The 26,158-nt window shown below is 48.5% G+C and carries 18 protein-coding genes; 6 read left to right on the top strand and 12 right to left on the bottom strand.

Annotated elements, in window-relative coordinates; translation table 11 throughout:
• Positions 1 to 5 precede the first annotated feature (5 nt).
• Together B5G04_RS01665 and B5G04_RS01670 are read right to left on the bottom strand one after the other, a co-directional pair.
• Positions 6 to 569: an NUDIX hydrolase gene (locus tag B5G04_RS01665; RefSeq protein ID WP_013618324.1), complete on the bottom strand. Its 564-nt coding sequence runs from the start codon at positions 567 to 569 to the stop codon at positions 6 to 8.
• A 116-nt stretch (positions 570 to 685) separates the two neighbouring features.
• Entirely contained in the window at positions 686 to 1,507 is an 822-nt protein-coding gene (locus B5G04_RS01670; protein WP_239413999.1) for a glycosyl transferase, read from the bottom strand.
• A gap of 76 nt (positions 1,508 to 1,583) precedes the next feature.
• Here B5G04_RS01670 and B5G04_RS01675 point away from each other — a divergent pair, with 76 nt between their 5' ends.
• Positions 1,584 to 2,846 (top strand): glycosyltransferase family 4 protein, encoded by a 1,263-nt coding sequence (locus B5G04_RS01675; protein ID WP_022039013.1) that lies wholly within the window; start codon positions 1,584 to 1,586, stop codon positions 2,844 to 2,846.
• A gap of 9 nt (positions 2,847 to 2,855) precedes the next feature.
• Positions 2,856 to 3,605, top strand: coding sequence for a glycosyltransferase family 2 protein (locus B5G04_RS01680; RefSeq protein ID WP_087395380.1), 750 nt, complete (start codon positions 2,856 to 2,858; stop codon positions 3,603 to 3,605).
• A 116-nt stretch (positions 3,606 to 3,721) separates the two neighbouring features.
• Here the strand turns inward: B5G04_RS01680 and B5G04_RS01685 are convergent, their stop codons facing one another.
• Positions 3,722 to 6,214, bottom strand: a complete 2,493-nt coding sequence (locus B5G04_RS01685; protein WP_087395383.1) for a YfhO family protein — start codon at positions 6,212 to 6,214, stop codon at positions 3,722 to 3,724.
• An 89-nt stretch (positions 6,215 to 6,303) separates the two neighbouring features.
• Here B5G04_RS01685 and B5G04_RS01690 point away from each other — a divergent pair, with 89 nt between their 5' ends.
• The 3 genes from B5G04_RS01690 to B5G04_RS19250 all read left to right on the top strand — a co-directional run bounded on the left by B5G04_RS01690 (position 6,304) and on the right by B5G04_RS19250 (position 7,875).
• Entirely contained in the window at positions 6,304 to 6,999 is a 696-nt protein-coding gene (locus tag B5G04_RS01690; RefSeq protein ID WP_087207990.1) for a 5'-methylthioadenosine/adenosylhomocysteine nucleosidase, read from the top strand.
• A 12-nt stretch (positions 7,000 to 7,011) separates the two neighbouring features.
• Positions 7,012 to 7,491: an S-ribosylhomocysteine lyase gene (locus B5G04_RS01695; protein ID WP_087395386.1), complete on the top strand. Its 480-nt coding sequence runs from the start codon at positions 7,012 to 7,014 to the stop codon at positions 7,489 to 7,491.
• Between the two features lie 99 nt (positions 7,492 to 7,590).
• A complete protein-coding gene (locus B5G04_RS19250) occupies positions 7,591 to 7,875 on the top strand; it encodes a hypothetical protein (RefSeq protein WP_143270410.1) in 285 nt (94 codons plus the stop codon).
• On the opposite strand, the gene bla is transcribed toward B5G04_RS19250, so the two are convergent.
• From bla to B5G04_RS01725, 6 genes are all read right to left on the bottom strand, one after another.
• Positions 7,802 to 8,743, bottom strand: a complete 942-nt coding sequence (gene bla / locus B5G04_RS01700) for a class A beta-lactamase, subclass A2 (RefSeq protein ID WP_087395388.1) — start codon at positions 8,741 to 8,743, stop codon at positions 7,802 to 7,804. The two genes, B5G04_RS19250 and bla, sit on opposite strands and share 74 nt — an antisense overlap.
• Positions 8,744 to 9,088: 345 nt before the next feature.
• Entirely contained in the window at positions 9,089 to 11,380 is a 2,292-nt protein-coding gene (locus B5G04_RS01705; protein WP_143270411.1) for a hypothetical protein, read from the bottom strand.
• 17 nt (positions 11,381 to 11,397) lie between these two features.
• Positions 11,398 to 12,300 carry a hypothetical protein gene (locus tag B5G04_RS01710; protein WP_143270412.1) on the bottom strand — a complete coding sequence of 301 codons (903 nt, stop codon included), beginning with the start codon at positions 12,298 to 12,300 and terminating at the stop codon, positions 11,398 to 11,400.
• A gap of 39 nt (positions 12,301 to 12,339) precedes the next feature.
• The gene (locus B5G04_RS01715; protein WP_087395397.1) at positions 12,340 to 14,559 is read right to left on the bottom strand and encodes a hypothetical protein; all 2,220 of its coding nucleotides are present in this window, start codon (positions 14,557 to 14,559) and stop codon (positions 12,340 to 12,342) included.
• A 25-nt stretch (positions 14,560 to 14,584) separates the two neighbouring features.
• Entirely contained in the window at positions 14,585 to 16,447 is a 1,863-nt protein-coding gene (locus B5G04_RS01720; RefSeq protein WP_087395400.1) for a hypothetical protein, read from the bottom strand.
• Between the two features lie 351 nt (positions 16,448 to 16,798).
• Positions 16,799 to 17,479 carry a hypothetical protein gene (locus B5G04_RS01725; RefSeq protein WP_140406875.1) on the bottom strand — a complete coding sequence of 227 codons (681 nt, stop codon included), beginning with the start codon at positions 17,477 to 17,479 and terminating at the stop codon, positions 16,799 to 16,801.
• A gap of 241 nt (positions 17,480 to 17,720) precedes the next feature.
• Between B5G04_RS01725 and B5G04_RS01730 the strand changes: the two genes are divergently transcribed.
• A complete protein-coding gene (locus B5G04_RS01730; protein ID WP_087248436.1) occupies positions 17,721 to 20,063 on the top strand; it encodes a glycosyl hydrolase 115 family protein in 2,343 nt (780 codons plus the stop codon).
• Between the two features lie 144 nt (positions 20,064 to 20,207).
• Here the strand turns inward: B5G04_RS01730 and B5G04_RS01735 are convergent, their stop codons facing one another.
• From B5G04_RS01735 to B5G04_RS01745, 3 genes are read right to left on the bottom strand one after another with little or no spacing between them, the layout of a single operon-like run.
• On the bottom strand, positions 20,208 to 21,380 hold the full coding sequence (locus B5G04_RS01735; protein ID WP_087248379.1) for a TlpA disulfide reductase family protein: 1,173 nt from the start codon (positions 21,378 to 21,380) through the stop codon (positions 20,208 to 20,210).
• 20 nt (positions 21,381 to 21,400) lie between these two features.
• Positions 21,401 to 22,819, bottom strand: a complete 1,419-nt coding sequence (locus tag B5G04_RS01740) for a RagB/SusD family nutrient uptake outer membrane protein (RefSeq protein ID WP_087248381.1) — start codon at positions 22,817 to 22,819, stop codon at positions 21,401 to 21,403.
• 19 nt (positions 22,820 to 22,838) lie between these two features.
• The gene (locus B5G04_RS01745; RefSeq protein ID WP_087207971.1) at positions 22,839 to 26,087 is read right to left on the bottom strand and encodes a SusC/RagA family TonB-linked outer membrane protein; all 3,249 of its coding nucleotides are present in this window, start codon (positions 26,085 to 26,087) and stop codon (positions 22,839 to 22,841) included.
• Between the last annotated feature and the right edge of the window lie 71 nt (positions 26,088 to 26,158).

A 26,158-nucleotide genomic window follows, 5' to 3' on the forward strand; every position in this document is an offset into this window, starting at 1 on the left:
AAAACCTACAGCAGCCCGTTCACGGCAAAGTATTTCCAAAGCGGGGCTGCCATCAGGGCTTGCTTGATTTGGTCGTTCAAGAGCAGGGTGCGCACTTCATCCGCTGTAAGCAATTCGACGCTGATGTCCTCGGTTTCTTCCAGATGTTGGGTAGAGACACGCTCCACACCGGTGGCGAGGAAGCAATGGCAGAGGTTCGTGTTCGTGCTGGGATTGGCGGAGATGTCCATCCAGTGTTGCCATTCGCCCCCGCCGAAACCAGTTTCCTCGTACAATTCACGCCGAGCTGATTCGAGGGGCGATTCTCCTTTCTCGCATACGCCTGCACAGATTTCATAACAAGTCATCCCCAGTCCGTGGCGGTACTGGCGCTCCATCAGGAACTTACCGTCGCGGGTAATCGCCAGCACGTTTATCCAGTCGGGATATTCCAGCACATAATACTCTTTGTTTTCTGCTCCTGTAGGCAACAGCACGTGGTCTTTTCGTGCCGTGAGCCACGGACGCCGGATGAGGTATTCGCTCTCCAGCACCGTCCATTTCCGGTCTTGATTGTTTTCTTTCAGCATATTGTATTAGTTTATAACCTGTATCGATTTTGAAACGCAGATTCACGCAGATTTACACAGATAATAAATTTTGCGTTAATCTGCGATAATCTGCGTTTCCTTATAACAGCATTAATCTATCGCTTCACCACTATCAGCGGAATTTCCCCCAGCTCTGCCGCCAGTTCGGAGAACGAGCTATGGAACGAGCCGTATATCTTCCGGGTGTGTGCCAGCGTCCACAGGTCGGCGATGCCTTCGCGGATGCCTTCCGTGGTACTGCGGTCGGCTTTGCTTTCGGCACAGACGATTCTTTCGCCGTAACGGGTGCGCATCGCTTGTTTCACTTCTTCCGAATCGGTGGCAAGGTAAATACAAAGGCCGGGATGCGCCGCCTGTTCCTTATCCAAACAACCGAAAAACGCCTCCAGCGGGCTGTGCTCGATAGACAAAATATTATCAGTACGGCGAATATGCACGCCTACGGTATAAGCCGAAAAGGCGGAAATGCGTTTCCCGATGACCTCCTCTATCTGCGGAACGGGGCGGAACACCTCGTGCAGCAGCGCATCGGGATAAGCATAGAAAGGCAGATAAGACGCCATATATACATTCCCCTGCCTTGCCCAGCCCTCAAAGTCGAAACCTTGCGTGCGGAGCGCGTCTATCTGATGCTCGTACAGACACGACCGGAACAGCAGCTTCTGAAACAAGGCAGGAACACGGAAGTTCTTCTGCCTCGGACGGTCGTACACCAACAAATCAAAAGCCGATGCTTCGGTAATACATACCTTTTCGGACAAATTCCGGGGCACGAACAAATCACGAAAAGCAGCATGCAATGCCCAGTCACGAAACCAGATTACTTTCAATTCAATGCCGGTCTGCTCCGCCAATGCGATGGCGGAAAGCGTGGCACGGATGCGGTTTGCCAAACCTCCGGCAGGAACAAATATCATTTTTCTTTTCATATCGCACAAAAGTAGCGAATTTATCTTAGAGAAAATCGTACCTTTGCAAAAACTTTGATGAAATATGAGGGTACTTATCATAAATACATCCGAACGAATAGGAGGAGCAGCCATTGCCGCAAGCCGACTGATGGAAGCCTTAAAAAGCAGTGGTATCAAAGCAAAGATGCTGGTACGCGACAAACAAACTGAACAGGTAACTGTAGTAGCACTGAAGAAGTCTTGGCGGCAAATCTGGCAATTCGTATGGGAGCGTATCATTATATGGAAAGCCAATCACTTTAAGAAACACAACCTCTTTGCCGTAGACATTGCCAACACAGGTACCGACATCACCTTGTTGCCCGAATTCAACCAAGCCGATGTTATCCACCTGCATTGGGTCAACCAAGGCATGCTCTCGCTGAAAGACATTGAGAAAATACTACAATCGGGCAAACCCGTAGTATGGACAATGCATGATATGTGGCCTGTGACAGGTATCTGTCACCATGCACAGGATTGTATCCGTTACCAAACGCAATGTCACGATTGTCATTTGTTGTACCGTGGGCACAAACATGACCTTTCTTATAAGACTTTCGTCAAAAAACAACGCCTCTACAAGAATGCTCCCATTACTTTTGTAGCATGCAGCCGCTGGCTGGAAGGATTGGCTCAGAAAAGTATCCTCACCCACGGACATACCGTAACCAATATTCCCAATCCTATCAATACGAATCTGTTTCATCCTACCGACAAGCTTGCTGCCCGACGGAAATTGAACCTCCCTGAAGACAAACGATTGTTGCTGTTCAGTTCAATGAAAATTACCGACAAGAAAAAAGGCATCGATTATTTAGTAGAAGCCTGCCGCCTCCTGAACGAAATGCAACCCGATTTTTGTCGCGAACTTGCAGTAGTGGTGGTAGGCAAGGAATCGCAACAATATGCCGACCTCTTCCCATTCCCTGTTTATTGCCTCAATTATGTAGGTAAGGAAAAAGAAATGCCGACTATTTATAACGCCGTAGACCTCTTTGTCACCCCCTCGCTTCAGGAAAACCTGCCCAACACCATTATGGAAGCCATGTCGTGCGGCGTGCCCTGCGTAGGATTCTGCATCGGGGGCATCCCCGAAATGATAGACCACCTGCACAACGGCTACGTGGCACGCTACCGCTCTGCCGAAGACCTGGCAAACGGCATCTGCTGGTCACTCACCGAAGGCGATTACCAAAGCCTCAGCACCGAAGCCCGACGCAAAGTGCTCAGCACCTACGCCGAACACGTGGTAGCAATGAAATACATCGGAATCTACAACCGCATCACCGGACAAAACGACTGAAACACGCCTATGCTGACACACTTTCATCCCAAGTTCTCCATCATCACAGTGACCTACAACGCCGCCGCCGTCATCGAAGACACCTTGCAGAGTGTCATCACCCAGACGTACAAGAACATCGAATACATCATCATCGACGGAGCCTCTACCGACCGCACAATGGAAATCATCGGACGCTACCGCAAGCACATCCATACCGTAGTGAGCGAACCCGACCGCGGACTATACGATGCGATGAACAAAGGCATCCGCCTCGCTACGGGCGACTACGTGTGTTTCCTCAATGCCGGCGACGAGCTGCACGAAGATGACACCCTCCAGCTTATCGTCCACAGCCTTACGGGATTGACCGGACTGCCCGATGTCATTTACGGGCGTACTGCCATCGTCGATGAAGAAGGGCATTTTCTGCGAATGCGCCGCCTCGAACCGCCTGAGAACCTTACATGGCACAGTTTCCGCCAAGGGATGCTCGTCTGCCACCAGGCTTTCTTCGCCCGCCGCGACCATGCCGTGCCCTATGACCTCCGCTACCGCTTCTCCGCTGACTTCGACTGGTGCATCCGCGTGATGAAGCAAAGCGCCGTGCTGCATAACACGCGCCTCACGCTCATCGACTACCTCAACGAAGGCATGACCACGCGCAATCACCGCGCCTCCCTCACCGAGCGCTTCCGCATCATGTGCCGCCACTACGGCTATGTACAGACCATCCTGCTCCACCTCAAGTTCGCGCTGCGCCTGCTGTATAAGAAATAAATGATGTTTTTCACCACAGATTACACAGATTTTTTAAGTTATTTCTCTTGAAACGTAGATTGGCGCAGATTCACGCAGATAAAATAAAAATAATCTGCGTGAATCTGTGGTGAGAATCACCCGCGCCTCCGCAGGCGGAGCACAACCAGCACAATGGCACCTGCGAGCAGAATGCCCAAGGCACAATAAGCGATGGTTTCGGTAATGGCAACCGATTTCGGCTCGAAAAGCAAACGGACGGTATGCTTCCCGGCCGGGACATTGATGGCACGGAGCACGTAATCGGCTCTGCCTACGGGAACTTCCTCTCCATCCACAAAAGCCTGCCATTCGGGATAATAAATCTCGGAGAACACCACCGTACCTCCGGCTTGTGAACTGATTTCGTACGTCAGTTCGTTCGGTTCGTAATGCTTGAACGTAATGCTGCGTGTCGAATCGGCAACCGATGCTTGTGAAGGAGCTTTTACTTGCTCGGCAAACTGAAGATTAACTACGGCTGTCTTGCGTAAGTCAACTGCTGCAAGGCTGTCCAGCTCTTCATTGGCATTGCCCACATAACGCACATCGTCTACAAACCAGGCGTTGCCCATTGCGTATGGGTTCTGCACGGGCATCGTGCCTCCGCCCTGCAAGGGGAAGATGAAATATTTCGCGTTCAGCATATTCAAGATACGTATGCGATCGGGGTCGAGCGCCGACATGTCGCCTCCCGTCTGAGGAAGTTCAGAAAAGAGATTACCCATTTCGCCCTGGATGTACGCTTCAATAAGCTCCTGATAGCGGCGGAGCTTGGCGGCGTGATATCCCCCGATGCTTTTGTGCCAATAAGAAGTCTCGTTTTCATTGAAGGTATTGGTCGATAGGTTCAGCACCCGATAATACGTGGTATCCTTCAGAATCGCCTTGTCGGTTTCCGAAGGCTGTGCGAAAGGTTTCATCTCGGTGCCTTTCGCCACAAACTGCGCGTCGTACAGATAACGCTTGTTCACCGTCCACATATCGAGCAGGCAGAGAGCCGCCAGCGAAAGGATGAGGGCGGTGGATTTCAGTTTTCCGCGCACATACATCAACAGCAGTGCCACACCTGCCAGAATGACACAGAAGCTGCGCCAAGCGTCGGCGGTAAAGATGCTGACACGCATTTCTTCGAGGTTCATCAGGACAGGCGCCAGATGTTCGGCGGGAAGCGCGTTCTGCAACGCGTTCATTTCCATCGTCGATACATACGAAGGGAAGAATACGCGGGGCGCGATGGCAAACAATAGCGACAAGCCCCCCGTAAGCCCCAGACTGACGAAGAACGCTTTTGCCTTCTCGCGCAGCAATTCAGGGCGCTCCACTATCTGTTTCAGCGCCAGCATCGCCAATAAAGGTATGGTGAATTCGGCTATGACGAGGATAGACGAAACGGCACGGAACTTATTGTACATCGGCACATAGTCAATGAAGAAATCGGTCAGCCCCATAAAGTTCTTTCCCCACGAAAGCAGGATAGAGAATACGGTTCCGCCCAGCAACGCCCATTTCATCGGTCCCTTCACGATGAAGCAGCCCAATACGAAAAGAAACATCACAAAAGCGCCTACATAGACCGGTCCCGACGTGCCCGGCTGTTCGCCCCAATATTGCCCCAACTGGCTGTACAGGCCTGAATACACCGGATTGGCTTTGCTCATCGCCCGCTCGTTTTGTGCCAAAGGTACGGAGGCTCCGCCTTTCACGTTCGGCACGAGCAACGAGAAGGTTTCGCCGATGCCGTAGCTCCATTGCGTAATGTAACTGCGCTCCAGCCCGCTTCCGGTCTGGTCGGCAGACTGCGGCTTCACCAGCTCGCTCTTGCCACGCATGCTCTCCTTACTGTATTGGTAGGTGTGATAAAGGTTCGACAGGTTGATGCATACCGCCAGCACACCCGCCAACGCCAGCACGCCCGTTGCCTTCAGGAAGCGGGGGAAAGCCTTTTCCTTCCATGCCTTCACGCCGAACGCTATTGCCATAAAGAGCATTACGAAGAGGAAGTAATACGTCATCTGCAAGTGGTTCGACACTATCTGAAGTGCGGCGAAAAGCGCGGTGACGATACCTCCTGCCCAATACTTGCCGCGATATGCCAGCACCATTCCCGCAATGGTAGGCGGTATGTAGGCAAGCGTGACGAATTTCCAGATATGTCCGGCGGCTATGATGATGAAGAAATACGAGGAGAACGCCCATATAACCGCTCCCAATGCCGCCATCCAGACTTTGAAATTAAACGCACGAAGCAGGATGTAAAATCCCAACAACATCACAAACACGTACCATACATACGTGGGCAAATACAAATGATACAGGTCTTGCACCGTGTTCAGCGTACGGCTCGAATCATATCCCGGAGCCAGCTGATATGTAGGCATTCCGCTGAACAGCGAGTTCGTCCAACGGGTCACCTTTCCGTGTTTCTGATGATATTCCTGATGTTCGCGTCCGGCTCCGATACCCGCTACCGCATCGTGTTGCGCCAAGATGCGCCCCTCGAACACCGCCGGATAGAAGTAAGCAAACGAAATCGCTATGAAAAGCACAACCGCTGCCACATCTGGAAGAAGTTTCTTTAATTCATTCATACGATATAAGTTTTTGAGTTTTAATGGGGGCAAAGATAACACAATACTCCTTGAAAATGCTAACTTTGCGGCGTAAAATAAAATCATTTATGAAAATAGGAATCATCACCGCCATGTCTTCCGAGCAGAAGCAACTGGCAAACCAACTGGACAATAAAACGGAACATCGTGAGGGACCTTTCTCTTACATTGAAGGAACGGTAAAGAACAACACGCACATCCTGATGCAATGTGGCATCGGAAAAGTAAATGCAGCCGCCGGAACGGTAGAGCTCATCCGCAATTTCCAGCCCGACTGCATTATCAGCACCGGAGTGGCGGGAGGCATTGACAGCGAACTGAATGTAATGGATGTAGTGGTAAGCCGGAACATCGTTTACCACGACGTGTGGTGCGGCGAAGGAAATGCCTACGGACAAGTACAAGGTTTCCCCACTTTCTTCCGTGGTGATGACACCTTATATAATTGTGCACTCTCGCTCGATACCGAAACGCCGATTCACGGCGGACTGATTTGCACGGGCGATAAATTCATCACCGACCGCACGGAACTGAATGCCATCAAGCAGAACTTTCCCGAAGGACTTGCGGTCGATATGGAATCGGCTGCCATTGCCCAAGTATGCCATCTCTACCGCGTGCCTTTCATCAGTTTCCGTATCATCAGCGATACGCCGGGAGCGGACAAACACTTGGAACAATACAAGAACTTCTGGGGCGAAATAGCCGATAACTCGTTCCGTGTGACCGAAACCTTCCTGAAAGCATTACCGAACAAACTTTAAAACCCTACAGATATGAAAAAGATACCCAGCTTTACCGTAGACCATATCCGCCTGCTGCGTGGCATCTACGTATCACGCAAAGACGCGGTGGGAGACGAAACCGTCACTACATTCGATATCCGCATGAAAGAACCCAACCGCGAGCCGTGCCTCAGCCCTTCGGCTATTCACACGATAGAACATCTTGCCGCCACGTTCCTGCGCAATCATCCCACATGGGCAGACAAGATTATCTATTGGGGACCGATGGGATGCCTTACGGGCAACTATCTGGTTGTGAAAGGCGACCTTCAGTCCACCGATATCGTCGGACTGATGAAAGAGACTTTCCGCTTTATCGCCACTTTCGAAGGTGACGTGCCGGGAGCCAGTCCCAAAGATTGCGGCAACTACCTGATGATGAATCTTCCGATGGCACGATGGGAAGCCCAAAAGTTCCTTGACGAGGTGCTGGAGAAGCTGACGGACGCCAACCTGAATTATCCAGAATAATATTCTCTGAATACAAAGCCCCCGAAAACCGCTTTCTCTTGTGTTTCCGGGGGGCTTGTTCTTATTTTGACTTAGAAGCTGTTTTGAATTTATCGTGCGATGATTTGGGATGAGTTTTTGAGGCATTTTCGCTTCTGTGATGAGGAAGATAGCGGGCTATCTGACGAAGAACAAACGCGAACGCCCATACAGGCTGAGACGAACGGTCCTACCGGGCACGTCAAGCGATTACGTTGCACGACACGTACGCCCGTGTTTGGGAGTGTCGCAAGTCATTGTGCTATAAATGCCCTCGAAAATATTCAAACACTTACGCTAATAACAAATACACGGCTGCTGATATACGTGCCGCAACTTGGGAAGCCTGTGACTCATTGCCCTTAAAATCTTTGATAAATACAGCCAGCGCATAATTTACACCGTTGGGCAAACAAATGTAGGCAACATCATTATGGGCTGCAAGGACTCCGTTTTCGGTATAACCGGAACCGGTCTTATGGGCAATAGATATCCCTTCCTTTCCAAGGAGAGGGGCTGCGATACGGTCTTTCCCGGTAGTACATTCACCCAAAGATTTCATGATGAAGTCTTGCTTCTCACGGCTTACAAGAGCATCCGTAAACAGCCTGTGAATCAGCATCGCCGCTCCAAGCGGAGATGTACAGTTGGCATAGGCTTTCGCATGGTCTGCCGCCATCTCCGATTCTGTATAAGCTATCCGGAAACTCGAACGGGGAATGAGCGTAGCGATAAAGCTATCTGTTTCGGCAACACTTACCAAGCGCTCAAACAGGAGATTGCTCGCGTTATTGTCACTTTGAATGAGCGTATAACGCAACAAATCCCTGACCGGCAAAGTAATCAATGGCTCCCGATGCTCCTTCAGCATGGGACTCCATGTCTTAGGGTCAAGGTCTTCCCGCCGGACAGTCAATGAAGTATCAAGAGACAATCCGTCTTGGTCAAACCGGTTGCAAATAGCCAATGCCTGATGAAGCTTGAACACGCTCATCATCGGATAAATGCTTTTGTTATTGACGGTAACGGTATCGGAGTTGTTGACAATAAGAGCCACCCCGACCTCACCCGGACAGGCTGATACGATTCGAGAAATGCTGTCGGTCAGGACATCAGCCAATGACATGCCAGCACGACCGCTTTTCGCCGGTTTGGAGAAGAATAAAGTCAAACCTGCAACGCAGGCCAAAGCCAAGCACAAAAGAACGATATGTTTTTTCCTGATTGTTGCCATCTTCTACTACAATTAATTAACCGCTTGCAAAGATACATGATTTTACCGAAAAAAGATAAAGCCGGAAGCATTTGAGAATTTTATTTCACTTTACAAGAAAAGCAATATGCACAATGCGGTAAGCTCTAAACTCACGGTTACAAAGATAAGGCTTTTACTTGAAGAAGATACCTGTGCACTTGTACTTCATTATATAAGTTTCCCTTCAGATAACTTCGTCTGGTGTAAGATTAATAATCTTCCGCTTGTAAGATTAATAATCTTGCAGCCTGAAGATTAATAATCTTACACCAGATGAACCTATATGCTCTTACCTAATTTCTTTATCAAAATCAAGTAAGGTATTCAATACACATACTCCACCTCCGACTTGCGGAAACGCAGCACGCGCGTGTCCTTGGCTGCGCCGCCGTTCTTATGCAAATAAAGCGCATCGTTTTTCCCGGGAATAAACCAACCTGTACCTTCCGGCGAGTGTACGCCAAAGAGTATATTGTTGTAATGCCCGTTATGAAAGACACCTTCGCTGTCGTTCCACTGCGATGCCACGCCATACCACGTAACCGGTTCATGCTCGGGGAAATCGGGGCTCCACATCTCGATGAGAATCAGGCTGGGCAAGGCTACATTGCCTACCGTCACATCGTTTCTCCGCTTCTGCAGCCGCTTCACCTGGCTGTGCCCTTCCCACGGAGTGCGCAGCGTGTGCGTGCCGTTCCACATCACCCATACATAATCGGTTGCGTCAAAGATGCGGTTGAAATCTTCCATCGACGGAAGTTCGTAACCTTCGGGGGCAAGCGCATCGGCAGGCAGGCGGTTGATATGCACGGACACCTGGTGATTGTAGCCATCCAATGCCGCCGTACCGTTTTTGTCTATTACCTGCAACCCTGTGCCGCTGTCACCTTGATATGCCCATTTCCACAAATCAAAAAACGCTTCGGGCGGGCACGCTCCCAAGTACTCGAAAACGGTCTGGCCTGCGCGGCGTGCCGGATCATCGGACGAAAGCACCTGGTCTTCGAACGAGCGGGAATCACCACGGGCATTGTACTTGCACCACCAGATGCCGTGCATCCACGTCACTGGCAATCCATAGTTGCGGCGAGACACGGTATATTCCTCGCGCTGCGAGCCATCGGCACGGTTGCGGATGACCAGCGTAGCCGACTGCCTGCGCCCGTTTGCCGTAACGTCATTCGGCCGCCAGCCTGCCAGCACCCGATACGCACCTTCTCCGCTTCTTACAGAAACAGGGTCAAGCTTTATCCACGCATCTTCGCCCGCTTCGTATTCCACCGTCAATTCTTTCTCTGCAGGCAACGTAAATACACCCAGCTCATTATCTATATAGCGCTCGAAATCGAAGGCATACGTCCCGACGGCATACTGTAATTTTCCCGAAAGCCGGCTGGGGTTCCCGGCAAGCTTCAGCGTGATTACATCTTCAGGATACACGTACTGCATTCCTTTACGGCGAAAGCGAAGAGCGGTTTCGACAGGTGGCTGTTCGGGAGGGAAAAGCGGCTTGCGGATACGGAACCGCTGTCTGCCCTCAAACAGCCCCTGACCGGCAAGCGGCTCCACTTCCAACGATGCCGAAGCATCTACCGGAAGCAGTTCCAATTCATCGTCACACGCTACTGCCAATACCATTTCTACAGATCCGTATGGCAGATTCACACCATCTTTCCCTGCGGTCACTTCGGCTCCGGCAGGCAATTCTGACGCCGCGGCATCTACTTGCGGAGGGGCAGTCAGGTCGGGATATGCTGCCGTACTATCTCCCTCTCCCCAAGCTTCCACCGTCAGTTGTGCATCAACCTGCAGAACGTCTTTCCGCAATACGATGGCATATACCGTATTGCGCCGGATATCTGACGGCAACGGCTGTTCGAAAGCATACACCTTGCCATTTATTTCTGCTTCCAGACTCACCGACAAATCCGGATTAGACTGTTCGTACACATACAGTATCCCTAACGAATCGCGTGTCAGGGGCGCATCCGGCGTACTGATGATGCAGTCTTCCTTGGCTGTCCCTTCGGGCGAACGCACTGTATCTCCCGGAAAAAGATAAGCCTGCCGTGCCACTTGTTTCACCGCAAAACGATTCACCGATACCGTCCCTTCCGGTACTTCTATCCGGAAATCGAAACGGGCTACTCCACGCGTTAAAGCCAACGGTATTGAAACAGCCTTTTCCATCTTGCCTGACAAGTCTGCTTTTCCGGTAAAATAATTCGATACCTGGTGCTGGTCAGCTGTCAGTACAGTTTGCAACCAATCTGTTTCTTTTGTCGTTCCTTCTTCACACGCAGGTTCTTCATTTGCTATTACATAAAGTGTACCCGAAAGCCGGTCGAGCGGCAGACGATAATCATCTCCCCCGACCGATAACGGCTCATACACTTTCTGCAAAACGCCTTCTTCGAAACGGTATGCCCTAAGCGATGTTATCTCGTCTTCTCCAGAAAGCGGAGACGGCTTTCCAGCCACCTGAAACGAAGATCTGCTGATACATAGTTCCGCTGTCCCGGAGGAAACAGTTTCCTCCTGTTCCCATCTGTCGGAACAGGAAGAGATAAACAGCAGGCTACAGAGCAAACCGATTATATACAACCTTGTTTTCATAAACATGCCTTAAACGTTTAAGAAGCATGTTTCGCTTCCAATTCCGTATCATTGCCTGGCTCCCATTCATCGAAGCTCACATTCAGATTCACACTGATATAGTCTTTACGCACGATAATCTGATTGACTGTATTGCGTATCACAGGTTCCGATAAAACCTTGGTCAGTGTCTTCCGCTCGCCGTCAATCACTGCGGTAACACTTACCTCCAGCCCTTCATTTGCCTGCTCGTACACGTACAACACACCAGGAGTATTTGCCGTAAGCGGCCGGGAGAATACGACCGTTGTATCCTTGCGCTCTACTCCTGTGGGCGAATGGGCATCCGGATTGGCAAACAGATAAACCGAACGTGCCACATTCTTCAATATCAGACTTTCGACAGATGCCGTACCTGCCGTTTGCAGGTCAATGTCAAAGCGTGCCATTCCTCGTTTCATCGACAAGGGAAGCTCGGTCTGCGACTTGTCAAAGCTATCCAGACTCAAACTGCCGCTAAAGAAGTGCACTTCCTTCCCTTCCTTCAAGTTCAGCACGGTCTGTTTCCATTCGTCTTCGGTGATGCGCCGGTCGTGCAATGCGTTCAAATCAATCATTCCTTCGGTATTGGCTATTACATACAGCGCCCCTTCATAATCGGTCAACTGTAAATTGAAAGCGGAACCATCGAAAGCCAAGTCGTCATACACCTTAGCCAATGTTCCTCCGATAAACTGACAAGCCTGTATATGCTCTACCTTGTCTTCACCGTCTACAGTGTCAGCCAGCTGGTCATAACCTGCTACTCTGGCTTTGACAACAGGCCTTACAGCCGTTTCTTCATTACCGGGATGCTCAGAATCGGCACAAGCCATTGTTCCGAACATACCAAACAATAAACTTCCCATCCATACTGTTTTCGCGTTTGTCATTTTTCTCATACACTTTTTGTTTTTGATAATCATTTGTTCAACATTCATTTATTCATATATATATTCCACCGGTTTCTTTATGCAACGTATCGTACGTGTTTTTGTATTGTTCTGCGGCACATACTTCAACCAGTTCTCACCCGGTTTTTCTGTATGCGCATATCCTTCCATTACCCACGTGTTCGAAGAATGTCCATGCGTGGCAAGCAACAACGACATCCGGGCAATGTTTCCAGGAGTGGTGTTCCATTGATGTCCCAACCCACAAAGTACCCAGCGGGCACCTTCGTACTGAAACTCATAAAAGGCAATTACTCCATACAGATGTCCTTCGAACGATACTTCCCGTTCGGTTATCGTGACCGTCAGCTCCTGCCCTGCCGCGTTCCGGTACGTATGCGTTCCCTGTCCGCCCAAATTGAAATCCGTATTCCGGGTAAAAAAGGCATAATCATCGTAATCAGGTATCTGATATCCTTCAGGAGCCATTTCTTCGGAAGATAACAGACCGAAATTTTCGGCAGAGTTTCGCATACCTTCATAATAAAAAGCCGTTTCGTTGTGCTTCAACGGATATCCGTCGGGATAACCTGCCTGATACTGATATCCCAGCAAATGCAACAGTTCGTTTTCGTCGCACGTGCTCAAATAAGTTGCCAAGTCTATTTCCTTTGCCGGATCTGTACCGGCCAATATCTGGTCGCTGAATGTTTTCACATTTCCGCGCAAATTGTATTTACACCACCACGTACCGTTGATGTTCACCACCGGAAGCCCCCAGTTTCGCCGGCGTATCACATATACTTCCCGGTTCTTTCCATCTGCATCAGATATGACCAACCTGCCTTCCTGCACACGTCCGTCCGCCTGAGGGTCGTTCGGTTTCCATCCGCCTACGATGCGGTAAGTTTCTCCATCAGGCGCCAGCTTTATCCAACGGGAAGTGCCAGAATCAAACTCCATACCGGCTATCTTGCCGGCAGGAAGAGTCAAACGTCCCAATTCACCCTCAACATAACGGTCGAAATCGCATATTCCCTGCTCGTTCAACTTGATTTGTCCTTCCAGTCGGATGGGACTGGGTTCGACCACCAAAACGACTCTGCCCGCATACACGTTTTGCCGATATACCTCCAAGTATATATATTCCTCTTCTGTTCCGGGCATCCGCATACTGATCGAAACAGATATGCCGGCTATTGGTTGCAGCCCCCTGCCTGCCACCCGTTGTACAACAACCCCGTCTACCTGCCCTTCTATTTCTACATCCGCCCCGGATTCTCCCAGCAATACCAGATGTGAATCGGAACGTGTATAAGGAATGAATACCGTATCTCTCGAAAGGTTGACACGGACACCTTCCGACAAGCGGGAAGCATCCACATCGACCAGTCCATTCAATTGAAGGCCGGACTCTGTCTCACCACCAGCTTGCCAATTGTCTTCGGTCACCGATACCGACAGGTTTCCCCCTCTTCCATAAACCGAGAGTGTATAAACCACATTGCGCCGGATTGCGGCAGGCAAAGAAGTTTCCAACCGATGCTGCGCTCCATCAAACGAAGCCAGTATTTCCACCTGCAACTTGTTATTTGTCTGTTCGGGCAAATAAAACAAGCATTCACTACCATTCTCAAAAGCTACATATTCTTTCCGAAAATCATACGTAGAGGCACCATCTGGTGTTTCTACCGATTCCTGACCATTCAAATAACCTTGCCGGTAAATATGGGAAACCGTAACACGGTGTACCTTTACTCCTTTATCAAAAGAAGAAAGGTCTATCCGCGACACGCTACGCCTCAGCGATACTTCGCTTTTCCCCGACGAAACCCCGTTCGGGTCCATCCATCCGCTCATTGCCAGACCACCTTCTTCGGATGCCAATTCATCTTTATCGGCACTTAGTTTCAGAAACTCTGATTTGGTTGTTACATCAGGCAACACCTCCTGCAAATTCCTTACCTTTCCGGCATTGGCAAGCAGGCAGATTTCTCCTTCCGCCCTTTGGGGATGAAAGATATAGCTGCCGTCTTCTCCCACACGGAATGAAGTAATGATTTCTTTCAGCACCTCCCCTTCAAACCGATATCCTTGTATCGTCAGGATACGTGCATCCTGCTCTATCCCATTCCCTTCCAAATCATCCACCGACACACGGGCAATGATTTCTCCTTCCGACACCGAAGGGACCGACATCGTTTCCCGGGTACATCCTGCAAGCAACAGGCCTCCCAATGCATATAATATGATTCTCTTTTTCTTCATAACTCCTTACATTTTAAACTACTCATTATTTATAAAGAGCCGGACTCTGTTTGCTTTTCAGATAATCAGGCGAATCAATAGGCATCAAATACAAATGGTCTACATAAAACTGATTCATCAGCTCCTGTGCCCACGGCCCGTAAGTAAACGCACTATCGTGGCTATACCCCATAACGTGCCCCAGTTCGTGAAACATCACCTCGCAGGCATACGTATCGGTATAATGGCTGAGCCAAGCACCCTGATACGCCCCGAACACATCGCCTCCGCCCAGCCCGAGCACTCCATTTCCCGTATAGACCAATCCTACCCGCAATGAACGAGGCTGGCGCATCTGTTTCAATACGGTTTCAGCACTTACCTTGTCGGTTACTCCTCCATTTCCGTAAAGACGGTCCTCGTTGGCACGCAAGATATCCTCGTGTTCTTGCATATCAATCATATAGGTGAAATTAAGGAAAAACGCCACCACTTCACGGCAATGCACCGGACGGATTCCCATCCAGTTTCCTGCCGGTCCGCCATTAGGCTGGTCGGGATCACCTCCATACAGGTTGAAAGTCACCTTCCAACCATGACGGATGGCTTGCAGTTTTTCCCAATAAGCATCGCCCGAAATCACTTCGTAACTGGCATCAAGGGCAGCCGTCAACGGTTGCGGAGGCACTTTTATCCATTTCCCCGAAACGGTACGATACATACATTCTGAAGTGAAAAGCGGAATCTGACCGTAAAAATCGGCAAAAGCCGGTACCGTATCAAAGTAAGCCAAGTCAATGTATTCATCGCTCACCGAAGGAAAACGGGCACGTACCAGCACATCACTCAAATCACGCGGTGAATAAAAGCGCATGTGCAAACGCCCGTCATCGGTTATCTCTACCTGTAAAGGCTGAGAAGTGTCGAACGAACGCTGGCGGGTATCCGTATAGATTTCTTTCCGCTCTTCATCTTGCAAGATTTTCGCGTGCCCGCCTTCTTCATACGCCATTGGAGTAACAAACATCACTCCTGCCTTATCATCGGGATGTACAACCGGAGTATGCACCCGATAAATACGGTTTGAAACCAACGAATCGACGGTAAAATCATACGTCCGCTCTATCTGATTTTTCCGATAATCGCGTGTCAATACCGTGACCGCTCCCTGCAGAGGCACTTCACCGGAAGCTGGAGGCAAGCAAAAAGAAGCTACCGAATCCAGCGGCCAGACCACAGGCTGCATATCCACCTCGTCCGAAAGCGAACCGTCGCCCGAAAGAGTCGTATAAAAAGACACTGCATCCCATATCACTTCCTTGTGTACGACCGCGGTACGCACGTAAGGATTGCGAAAAGCGAACGAAAAGTCCACCCTGCCGGCTATCCGCCGTTGCACAATCTGCCCGGGTGCCGAAACAATAATCTCGGCTCCGTCTACACCCAGTTTCCGGGAAACAGAAAAAGAAGTACGTGAATAGAAATAATCCGCTTCCAGCGGTTTCGACAATTGAGCAGGAAATATCAGCCAAGGCTCGGATACATTATTCAGTTCGCGGATAGAAACCCCATCTTGTCCGGCATCCCCCCGGATACCCAATACCAGCAAGGTATAATCTCCTTCCTGTAAACCTTCAAGGTGTATTTCTGAAGCTGCATAATCATAAAATCCTTTCAGGTTGGTCACTACACGCCCTGCCTCGTCCGCTACATAAAAAATAACACGGTCGTATGTCCTGCCCTTGCTTGTAACAAGGCGTGACGGAACATCTTCACCTTCATAATCGGCACATTGCAAGACAAAGACTGCCTTGCTTCCCTCCCCTCCTGGAGGTTTCATCCATTCTTCCCGGCTACAAGCCGTCAGCATCAGACTGCATAAGAACGTAATCCAAAAACTTTTTTTCATCTTGTCAGTTGGTTGATTAAATAAATAGTCAATCAATTACAAACGGCCGGAACTCTTTTCCGGCACCAGCAATACAACAACCGATAACCGCTTTTTGTTCAGACGGGACAAAAAAACAATGTCATCACTTTGCTTTTTCAACAATTTATGAACACCCCTTCTATTTAACATGTCTGCAAAACGAAGATATATTCATAAGCAATTTCAGATAACTGCTACAGCCTACGAAGATAACTGCAACGGCAAAGTAAGTATATATTCATTTTGCGCATCCTTATTGGACTAATCTAAAGAACATCCATACCATATTCTACCATACAGAGATGCAAGCCTGTCTAATGTATATAAACTTCAGAAACGGATACCTATTCCAATCGAAACCATATGCGACAATCTGTGCTTCTTTGCCTCGAAACACCTGCCTTCCCATACCAAATTACGGAAAGAAGCATAAGGATCAAAATCGGAACACGTATAAGCCAGCAAAAAAACCAGATGTTCATCAACTTCCAAAGTCAGTGCTGTACGTATATGCCAAAACACTTTACGTGCCCCTCTATTTTTTACCGATTCCTGATGAATGGCAGTCCAGGCTCCAGCTTGATTAGGATAATAATCAATGACTACCCTTCGATCTGCAACAAAAGGAACGGTAGCACCAGGCGATACCGTAAGATAAAGTGCATACTCTTTATCACTGCCCAAAAGCACAGGAGGTGTAAACAGGCTGAGAGAAGAGCGAAAGGCAAATATTTCTCCGATGCTTTCCACATCTTCCACACTCCATCGCAAACGGTTATCAGACGTAACCCCGTTGAATGAATAATCTGCGACAAATGGCCTACTATAAAACATACCCACCGACACCCCCGCATAACAAACAGGACGGAATGTGACGGATGGTTCCACACTCCAGCATCCGTAATTGTCAAACGATGCATACAAATCGCATCCCCAAACCTGTTGTTTCTCTTCCTGTGCCCTGACATGCAAACAAGATATAAGACATAAGCCAAACAAAAATCGTCTCATAATACAGTAAAAAATAGCAAAATAACATACTTATCATAGAAGCAATTCATCCTATAAACAACATAACACTCATTCCTGTTTTTTGTTCATACCGCATTATCCTCAACAAGTTCCCGAAAAAACGTACTGCAATAAAGACCAAACATCAATAATGCACAAATTCCCAGTAAAAAGGCACAATAATCCATGTACGGATATTGGAAAATGCCTTTCCTTTGCAGAAAACATCAATAAAGAAATTATGGGAAAACTATGGTTAACTGTTGTGTGCTGTTGGCTTGCCTCTTGCGCTTTGGGAGCAACAGACTTTGTATGGAAAACAGGTAGCACGATGAATGTGGCTTGTGCATCAGGTGAAGAACCCGTAGTGCAGGTTGCATTGGACTTACTGAAACGGGATTGCGAAGCCGTACTTTCGCAACCCTTCTCGGTTATGGAAACCGAAGGGGATATCTATATAGGAACGCAAGGAAAGAGTACACTTCTGGAAAAAGTGGCAAAAAGAGAAGGGATAGACCTTTCTTGCCTGGACGGACATCCGGAGGCTTTTTTCATTAAAGTATTAAAAAACGGAAAACTATTGGTGGCTGGTAGTGACAAACGAGGTACAGCATATGGCATCTTAGAACTCTCACGTATGCTGGGCGTATCGCCTTGGGAATGGTGGGCAGACGCTACACCGGAGAAAAAAACGGAATGGCGCATCGAAGCAGGCTTCTGCAAGCTGGACTATCCGACGGTACCCTACCGGGGCATCTTCATCAACGATGAAGACTGGGGACTGATGCCTTGGAGCTACACCAACCACGAACCTTCGAATATAAAGGGACAAATCGGTCCGAAAACCCATGCACGCATTTTCGAACTGCTCTTACGCCTGCGTGCCAATACCTTTTGGCCGGCAATGCACGAATGTTCGGTACCTTTCTTCTTTACCGAAGGCAACAAAGAAATAGCAGACCGTTACGCCATCTACCTCGGCACTTCACATTGCGAACCAATGATGCGCAATACCAACGGTGAATGGCGACGCGTGGGCAAAGGCGACTACAATTACCTGACCAATCGCGAAAACGTGCTAGCCTTTTGGGAAGAACGGGTAAAATTGCTCCGCCAATCGGATGACATCTATACGTTAGGCATGCGTGGCATACACGATAGCGGAATGTTAGGTGCCAAGACCGTAGACGAACAGAAGCGGGCACTGACCGACATATTGAAAGACCAGCGGGCACTGCTGGCGAAATACAAAGGCGATGTAACCCGCGTGCCACAAGTATTGATACCGTATAAAGAAGTACTCGATGTGTACAATGCAGGGCTGGAAGTACCCGAAGACGTGACTCTGATGTGGTGCGATGACAATTACGGATATATCACCCATTTCCCTACCGCAGAAGAAGCGGCACGCCCGGGCGGCAACGGTATCTATTACCACATATCTTACTGGGGGCGGCCACACGACTATTTGTGGCTATCCACCCTCAGCCCATATCTCATCTACCAACAGATGAAGACCGCCTACGACCACGGCATCCGTAAGATGTGGATTCTAAATGTAGGAGATATCAAACCTGCCGAATATCAGATAGAATTGTTTATGGACATGGCTTGGAATATAAACCAGATAGAACAGGAAGGAGTAACCCGACATCTGCAAAACTTTCTTGCCCGCGAGTTCGGTACGCAGGCATCCGCCTACCTGCTTCCGATGATGCAAGAGCACTATCGCCTTGCCCATATCCGCAAGCCGGAATTCATGGGAAGCACACGCACTGAGGAGAAAGACCCACAGTACAAAATAGTAAGTGATCTGCCGTGGAGCGAATCGTTTATCCACACACGGCTTGCCGCCTATCAGGAACTGGAAGACAAAGCTGCTATATGGGGCAGACTCATGCCTGAAACCAAACAGGCTACGTATTACCAGCTAGTACAATACCCCATTCAGGGAGCTTCCCAAATGAACAAGAAATGCCTCTATGCCCAACTGGCACGTCACGGCAAAGCAGACTGGAAGCAAAGCACAGCAGCATTCGACAGCATCGTTTCCCTTACCCGCCACTACAACACGCCGAAGTGGAAAGGCATTATGGACTACAAGCCGCGCAACTTAGCGGTATTTCTGCCCATTCCCGAAACGCATACTGCGGAATCACTGAAGCCCGACCGCCCGTACCTTTATAAATGGAACGCACTGGAAGCCGCTGAAGGTAATCCCGTGATGTGGGAACACTTGGGCTACGAGGGCAAAGCAGCAGGCATCCGCCAAGGTGAGGCTGTATCCTTCAGCTTCGAGAATTGCCGTGCCGATTCAGTAGAGGTGGAACTCCGCTTCCTGCCCACTCATCCCATCAATGGAAAAGACCTGCGCATCCGGGTAGAAGTAGACGGTCAGCCGTCGGACATCATTTCGTACCGCACGTATGGAAGAAGCGAAGAATGGAAGCAAAACATCCTTTCCAACCAAGCTGTGCGACGCATCACTTTTCCTCTCGGCAAATCCACTTCACACCGATTGACGGTACATGCGCTAGACGAAGGCATACTGCTGGATCAGGTTTATCTTTATGCTAAACAGTAGCCAGAAACTTATACCATACAAGTTGATGAAAGCGTAAGCCATATTACACATCCTCACGCAGATATATGCATGCATTATCTCAACTTACCAGAGGCTGTATATAAAACAATCACGGAAATGCATATTGGCATAATGAAGTCAAAGTCAATCGAATAAATCAGCCAGTTTTTCTGCCAACGCTTCTCCTCTCAGATTATCACCGACCATCCGACCTTCGGCATCTATCAGATACATGGTCGGAACAGCTCTTACCTTGTAAAGCTTTGCCACTCCGGTTTCATCCAAGAAGTTAGGCCATTTCAACTGTTCTTCTTTTACAGCTTTTTCCCAATCGGTTTTTTTCTTATCAATGGAAATACTAATTACCTCAAAACCTTCAGAAGCGTACTGTGCATAAAGTTTTTTGATATTAGGAATTTCCTTGCGGCACGGTTTACACCACGATGCCCAAAAGTCAATCAGGATGTATTTCTTTCCTTGGCAGAGTTCTTGGAGAGTGATTTCTTTTCCCGATGCATCTTTTACCATAAATTCAGGCATCTTATCACCAATTTTACCAGTCGGGTAAAGTTCGTCTTTCACCAGTTTTCCATAATAAGAGGCTTGTGCGGCAGGTGAGAGTTCTTCGTACCACGAGCGCATGCCTTCGTTCATGTAAGAAGTGAGCGAAATCATCAGCAACGGTCCCCAGTAAGTGTCCTTGTTTTCCATTACCGTTTGGCGATAAACAGAATCTACGGTTTGGAAGAAACGCATTTCATCTTCTGCCATTTGCTTACCGGCCTCGCTTGCACGCAACTCTGCCACTTTTGCCTGGTCTTTTGCCTGATAGGCTTCTTGTATAGCATCGAGGAGAGCTTTATGTTCTTGCTGGTTGGCATTGAATAGAGAATCCATACGACCGCGTACCGCCATCAGCGAATCGTAACGGGCTGTCAGGGGAGACCCACTTACGGATAACTTGTCGAGACTATACGAGGGAGTTCCATTCACATCTTCCGATACAACCGCACCTTTGATTTCGATAGCTGTATTTTCCAGCATCAGGCGGCGCGAGCCGTAGGCGTCTTTTACGGTAAGTAATACGGCGCGGGGTTCTTCCATTTTCCCGATAAAGGTGAATTTGCCTCCGATTGCCAGAGTGTCGGCTATCGGGTCACTTTCTTCGTGACATACTGGCATGAGTTGCACGTAGGCACTGTCTGGAAGTCCTTCAATCGTTCCACTTATCAGATAACCGTCTTTAGGGGCTTGGGATGTACAAGCTGCCGTAAGGGTTCCCAGCAGCAAGATTTGCATTAAGTTTGTTACTTTCATACTTGTTGTTTTATGTATTTTTATTTAGACACGTTTTGTTGAATGCTTCCGTTTCCGGGATTGTTAATAGCACCTGCCGGGAAAGGCATTGTCCACAGATGAGAATCCGGACGAAGCGTATAAGTTTCACCTTCGTAGGTTTTCGTCATGGTGCGTGCATACGTACCTTCTTGGTTGAAGCGGCGTGCATCGGCAAAAGGTACAATGGAGAATATCAGTTCATTGTCTTTGGTACGGCGAATCAGTTCGATAGCTTCGGTTAATGTCGAGGCAGTCAGCGGCTGGTATACTTCGGGACGGATACGGGTTTGGCGCACAGCGTTCAGGGTGTTCATCGCTTCTGTGAAATCTCCTCCTTGTGCCAGACGTGCCTGGCATTCTGCCTTGATAAGATAAACTTCTGTAGTGGTCAGTCCTCCCCAGTTGAAATAACCGTTTCCTACTCCACGGTAGTACGTGTCTTGGTTTTGCGAATAAAGTTTCCAACGGGATAAGAAACGTGCATCTCCCTCTTCAAAACGTTCGGCACGCTCTACCGGTATATTGAGTTCATTGGTCGTGTAGTTTGGCGAACCGTTTCCGCAACGGAAATAATAGTTCTCCACATACGAGTAATCGGTAGGTGTGGGTAGTCCGGTATAGTCTTCCGGATTCTCAATCGTGGAACGATGTTCATCGTAATAAGCGTTCCAGTCGTAAAGCTGGTCATTTTGTCCAAGAGCTAAGTTGGCATAGCTTAATGCTTCGCTGTAATTCTGCATCTGCAAATATACACGTGCCAGCAGGGCGTATGCGGCGCCCAGATTGGGATGAAGCACGGTCATCGATTGTTCGGGCAATCCACCGTCAATTGCTTCCTGCACTCCTTGGATGATGAAGTCGTATATAGCTTGTATGGTCACTTGCTGCGAAGGAGCATTGATATTGGCACTTGTGATGAGGGGTACGCTCAGCTTTTCGCCGGCGGTTGCCGCATCATACGTATCGGCATAATAGTTTGCCAATACGAAATAACAAAGGGAACGGATAACTTTGGCATAAGCGATGACTTCGGCACGTTCGGCATCAGTGGCTTCGGTGGCAGAAGGCACGTTTTCTACAATCAGGTTGCACGAAGAGATAGCAGCATAAAGCTGATAATATGTACTTTCATCGGCATTGTTCAACAAGATACGATCAGCAGTCTCATCCCACATATAGTTAGCACGGGTCAGGGTGGGACTATTCAGGTTAGAGACCGTTACGTAATAGTCATTCAGCAAATAAAGGGCATTGCTGATGGAAGTCTGTCCGATAGCATACTCATCACGCAACAGAGCTTCATAATCGGCAAGAGTAGACGGAATTTTATTGCCTTTTGGCACAATATCCAGATAATCGTTGCAGGAGCTGAAAACCAGCCCGCATACAAGCATATAGATGTAAATGACGTGTTTCATAAATCTGTAATCATTTTAGTTAAAAGTTCAGGTAAATACCACAGAGGTAATTCGGCTTGGCATAGCCACCCAGTAAGTATTTGGCATCATCACTTTTGGCTACGGTAAACGCGTTTTCCATACCTATCATGATGCGTGCGTTCTTCACATACAATTTGTCGCATACACTGCTTGGCAGACGATAAGTCAGCGAAAGGTTCTTCATCCTCCAATTGCTGGCATCAATAACGTTAACCGAAGAACGGGCGTACATATTATAGTAATTGTAATTGTAAAGAGTACTTTCCGAAGAGATATAACGTGGCACATCCGTATGTGCTTCGTCACCGGGTTGTTGCCAGCGGTCAGCAATGCGCTTGCTTACGGGACCCATACCGGAGAGATAAGCCACATTGGTATTGCGCATCTTATGTCCTCCCTCGAAAAGGAACTGTGCAGCCAATTCCCAGTTGCGCCAACGCAATGTAGTATTGATAGCACCACTGTAAACAGGTACTGTGGTTCCCAAATAAATGAGATCTTCTATTTCAGTCGGTTCCATATCAGTAAACAGGTTTCCCTCTGCATCATATACTTGCGGAGTACCGGTAGCGCTCAATCCCGCCCATTGATATCCATAAATGGCATTGTAAGGATTCCCCACACGCGGATAAGCAGAAGGATAATCAATAACCAAGTAAGAAACAGGTGCTTCTACGTTGACGTATGTCACTTTATTCTTGTTGTATCCCAATACGCCGCCGATGTCCCATGTCCAATCTCGCGTGCTGATAGCGGTGCCTGAAAGCGAAAGTTCGAATCCTTGGTTGGTCATCTTACCGTTGTTAATGGTATAGGTGCTATACCCCCAACCTTCGGTAGGCACACCGTTTGTATTGGCAAGCAAATCGGAACCTTTCTTATTGTAATATTCGATAGAACCGTTCAGACGGTTTTTCAAAAGAGAAAAATCAATACCGATATTGGTAGTGGTTGTTTTTTCCCAACGCAAATCAGGATTAGGGCGACTTTGTATGGTTCCGGAAATTCCGCCCACATGCATATTATTGTTATAATAAGCAGTCATATAAGGAGCCGAATCTTTGGCGATATTACCCCCGATACCATAACTGAAGCGTAATTTAAGCATGTTTATCCAATCAATATCGTGCATGAATTTCTCACGGTTGACATTCCACGCCGCACCGACTGACCAGATGGGACGCTTTTGATATTTCGAACCAGTTGCAAACAGATTTGTTTTATCCCAACGGATGCTGCCGGTCACGGTATATTTTCCGTCGTACGTATATGCCGCATTACCATAAAATGACACATAACGGTTGGTCAGTTCATTGATGTATGCTACATTCCCAGTTCCGAAACTGCCCCATCCCCAAATGCTTCCCATGGTGCTGAGCGCAGCTTGGTCGATGAGTGAATACGTCAGCAGGTCGGGGTCGTAATTATATAAGGTACGGTTGTCGAAGTTATTCTTGTTTTCGCGCGTCTCGGTTCCGAAAAGTGCCGTTACCTCATGTATGCCGCCGAATGTCTTGTCGAAATCCAGCTGCTGGCGGAAGTTATAGGCATGGGTTACATTTCCCGAGGTAAAGAAGATATTGCCGTAAGGGATATTGAACGTAGCTGTACCATCACCGTTTGCCGAGGCGTATGTATTAATGGTATTACGCACATCATACGATTCCTTATTCTGGAGTTGTTCGGTCGTGTAGTTCGCATATTCATACTGAAACGAAGCCGTATATTTCAGCCAATCGGTGAACTTAAAACTCAGGCGAGCGAAAGTACGATTGCTGAAATTACGATGGTCTGTCAGATTCATTCCAGTTTCGTCCAATGGCGTAATATCGAGGTTATACAGCCCGTTGGAAACCAGCGTACTCATTTGTGATGCGTTGTAACGGTCTTCCTGCCGGTTGGTATACCGCGTACCGTCATCGTTCATCAATCCATCGTAAGGCATATACGTATATCCTGGCGAGAAAAGACTGTAACTTTGCGTTGTACCGCTTCCGTAATTGAGGTAAGTGCCTACCTCCAAGGTCAGCCATCGGGTAATTTGGGTCGAGTTCTGCAGGTTGATACCAATGGAGCGGTTATCCGAAAACTTGTCGCTCATCTGTTGTCCCTGATAGCTGACCGAAGCATTGAATGTGTTTCGTTCGCTTCCTTTACCGATGCTCAGGTTGTATTGTTGCGTAAAAGGATTGCGCATGCCGTAGCGTTCTATATCATCGTAATAACGATAACCGCGCGATGCCAGTGATGTCAGGCGCGCGTTCATATCGGCTTCGGACAGTGTTCCGGCATAATACCCTAACAGGGCGCGGATTCCTTGCGATGTGTAGGTATTGTCATCCAACAGGCTTTGCGCATAAGCAGAAGCCCCTTCTCCCTGCAAATTAGGATTCTGTGCTGCCCATTCTCTTTCCAGTCCTATCATAGTGGCAGCATCAGCAAGATACTTGTCGGCATAGGTAGAATAAGGCTGTACGGTAAGTGTGGCAGAGAATGAAATGTTGAGCTGGTCTTTCTTGGCACGCTTGGTAGTAATAACCACAACGCCGTTTGCCGCACGTGCTCCGTAAATGGAAGTGGCGGCTGCATCCTTCAGTACAGTAATACTTTCAATGTCTTCAGGATTCATGTCGGGCACGCTTTCTATCCAGTTGCCGTAACCATCATTGGTAGTCTTCTCTACAGGGAAACCATCGATGACATACAAAGGAGTAGTCAGTCCGTTCATGGAAGTGACTCCACGGATTTGCCCGTCGCTGAATCCGGCCACCCGTCCTTCCAGCATCGAACTGATGTCCGGTATGCGTTGGGTTTCCAGCTGATCGGCATTTACTTTCGAGAAAGCTCCTGTTGCCCGCTCCTTCGAAATGGTCTGATAACCAGTCACTACCACTTCGTCCAGCAGTTCGGTAGCAGGCTGGAGGTGAATGGCATAATCAACTGCTGCCGTCAGGCGAACCCGCTGGGTTTCGTAGCCTACAAAGGAAACCTCGATTTCTTGTGTTGATTTGGGAAGTGTCAGACTGAAATGACCGTTCATGTCTGTGATGATGCCGGCAATGGAATTGCCTTCTGCCTCAACTACCTGTTTAACGTATGCCGCAGGAAGCGGTTCGTTATTTTCATCGGTCACGATACCGTGAATGGTACGGTTATACGCACCTTGTGCCATTCCTTCAAGAGTGAGCAGCCAAATAGCTGCCAAAGTCAGGAAGAAACGGTAGCGATAAAATGTCGTTCGTCTCATACTTTCTTGTGTTATTTAAAGGTGTTTCATTCGCTAAAATTGTTGCAATATTACAAAATTGTTTTAATATA

This window comes from Bacteroides sp. An51A (genome assembly GCF_002161565.1).
Lineage (GTDB): Bacteria > Bacteroidota > Bacteroidia > Bacteroidales > Bacteroidaceae > Phocaeicola > Phocaeicola intestinalis.